The organism is Paraburkholderia sediminicola (genome assembly GCF_046027825.1).
GTDB classification, from domain to species: domain Bacteria; phylum Pseudomonadota; class Gammaproteobacteria; order Burkholderiales; family Burkholderiaceae; genus Paraburkholderia; species Paraburkholderia sediminicola_D.
On sequence record NZ_JAQQDU010000264.1, the window covers coordinates 1 to 539 of the forward strand.

Annotated in this window: 1 protein-coding gene; it reads left to right on the forward strand. The window is 64.0% G+C overall.

Translation table 11 applies throughout. The features are described from left to right. Positions 1 to 539: porin (locus PQQ96_RS42190; protein ID WP_408303363.1), on the forward strand; the 539-nt coding region annotated here is incomplete at both ends.

A 539-nucleotide genomic window follows, 5' to 3' on the forward strand; every position in this document is an offset into this window, starting at 1 on the left:
CTGCTGTCGCCCTATAGCCCGACCACGTGGCTGACCGGCGCGTACGGCGCGCACCCGGGCGATATCGATTCGCTGGATACGCTGTACCGCGCGAATAACTCGCTGGTGTACACGTCGCCGAACATGTATGGCCTGACGGTGAGCGGTTCGTATTCGCTGGGTGGCGTGGCGGGCAGCACCAATGCCGGTTCGACGATTAGCGCGGCGATCCAGTACCTGAACGGTCCGTTCGGGATCGCGGCGGGCTACCAGCGCATTAATAACGCTGCGCCGGGCGGCGGTGCGTGGGACGCTAACTCCACGACGTCGAATGCGGGCGCGCAGGCGGGTGTGTCGGGCATTAACAACGGTTACCAGACGGCGCAGGCGCAGCAGCGCGTTGCGGTGACGGGCGGTTATGCGTTCAGCTCGCAATGGGACGTCTCGTTCTCGTACTCGAACGTGCAATACATCCCGGGCATCAACTCGTTCTTCCACGGCGAGGCGATCTTCAACACGGCTGGCGCAGTGCTGCACTTCAAGCCGCTGACGGCGCTGGA